This window comes from Deltaproteobacteria bacterium (assembly GCA_009930495.1).
In the GTDB taxonomy this organism is placed as follows: domain Bacteria; phylum Desulfobacterota; class Desulfovibrionia; order Desulfovibrionales; family Desulfomicrobiaceae; genus Desulfomicrobium.
In genome coordinates, this window is the sequence record RZYB01000419.1 from 1 (window position 1) to 1,318 (window position 1,318).

Annotated in this window: 1 protein-coding gene; it reads right to left on the reverse strand. The window is 63.4% G+C overall.

Annotated features, from left to right (window positions below):
- Positions 1 to 1,318, reverse strand: a 1,318-nt coding sequence (locus EOL86_15165) for a polysaccharide biosynthesis protein (protein NCD26909.1), incomplete at both ends; no start/stop codon positions are given.

Sequence of the window (1,318 nt, forward strand, 5' to 3'; positions counted from 1 at the left end):
GGCCCCCGCTCCTGGCGCGCATGAGCAGCTCGGCCACGCGTTTGGTCGTGCCCATGACATTGGTCGGCCGCACGGCCTTGTCCGTGGACACCAGCACGAAACGTTCGACGCCGTGGCGCGCGGCCGCGTCCATGAGGCGCAGGGAGCCAAGCACGTTGTTGGTCACGGCCTGCCAGGGGTTGAGCTCCAGCATGGGCACATGCTTGTAGGCGGCGGCATGGAACACGACCTCTGGCCGATGTCGGGTAAAAATTCGCTCCAAGAGGGCCTCGTCCTGAACCTGGCCCAGCACCGTGACGTAGCGTTCGAAGCCCCGTTCGTGCTTGAGTTCCATTTCAATGCCGTACAGGTTGGCTTCGCCAGCGTCGTAGAGCACCAGCAATCGCGGCCCGAAGCGCAATATCTGGCGGCACAGCTCCGATCCGATGGACCCGCCCGCTCCGGTGACCAACACGACCTTGTCCTTGAGATACCCCTCGATGCCGGCCACGTCCAAGTGGACTTCGGCCCGGCCAAGAAGATCCTCGTAGCGTACATCCCGGAGATCCTTGATGGATACCTTGCCGCTGGCGATATCGGCCAGGGCGGGCAGCTTCTTGATGCGCACCTGGGCCGCCTCGCAGGCGGCCATGATATGCCGGGGCTGGGCGTGGACGCTGCGCGAGGCCGTGACCAGGACCTCGTCGATGCGCAACGCGCGGGCCACGTCCGTCAACCGCTCCAAGGGACCAAAGACCGGCACGCCATGGATATGCCGCCCAATCCGTCCCGGGTCGTCGTCCACGAATCCGGCCAGGCATAATCCGGAATGAGGACATTCCTTGATTTCCTTGGCGGCGCGCGCCCCTTCGTCATCGGCCCCCACGATCAACACCCTGGGACCGTTTCGGGGGGCGCGGACGGGCAGAAAGGTGGCCATCCATTCGCCGGGTCGGGCGGAAAATTCGTACACGGAACGGATCAAGACCCGTGCCCCGCAGGCCAGGACAAAGGCCAGAAGCGGGTCGAGAATGAAGACCGAACGTGGATACCCGTGAAAATTGCGAACAAAAACCAAGTACACGATGAGCGCGATTTCGGCCAAGACAACGGCCTGGCCAATGCGCCACAGGTCGGCCAGACCCGTGTACCGCCACATGCCCCGGTACAGGCCGGACACGGCGAAAAAGGCCAGCTTGACGGCCACGCTCAGGGGCAGCAGGCGCAGCATCTGGCGGAAAAAATCCGCTGGAATGTCGAATTCAAAACGCAGCGCGTAGGCCAGAAACAGGGCCGCGCCAAAAAGGGCCGTCTCGCCGACGAGCATGATGTAGAAATT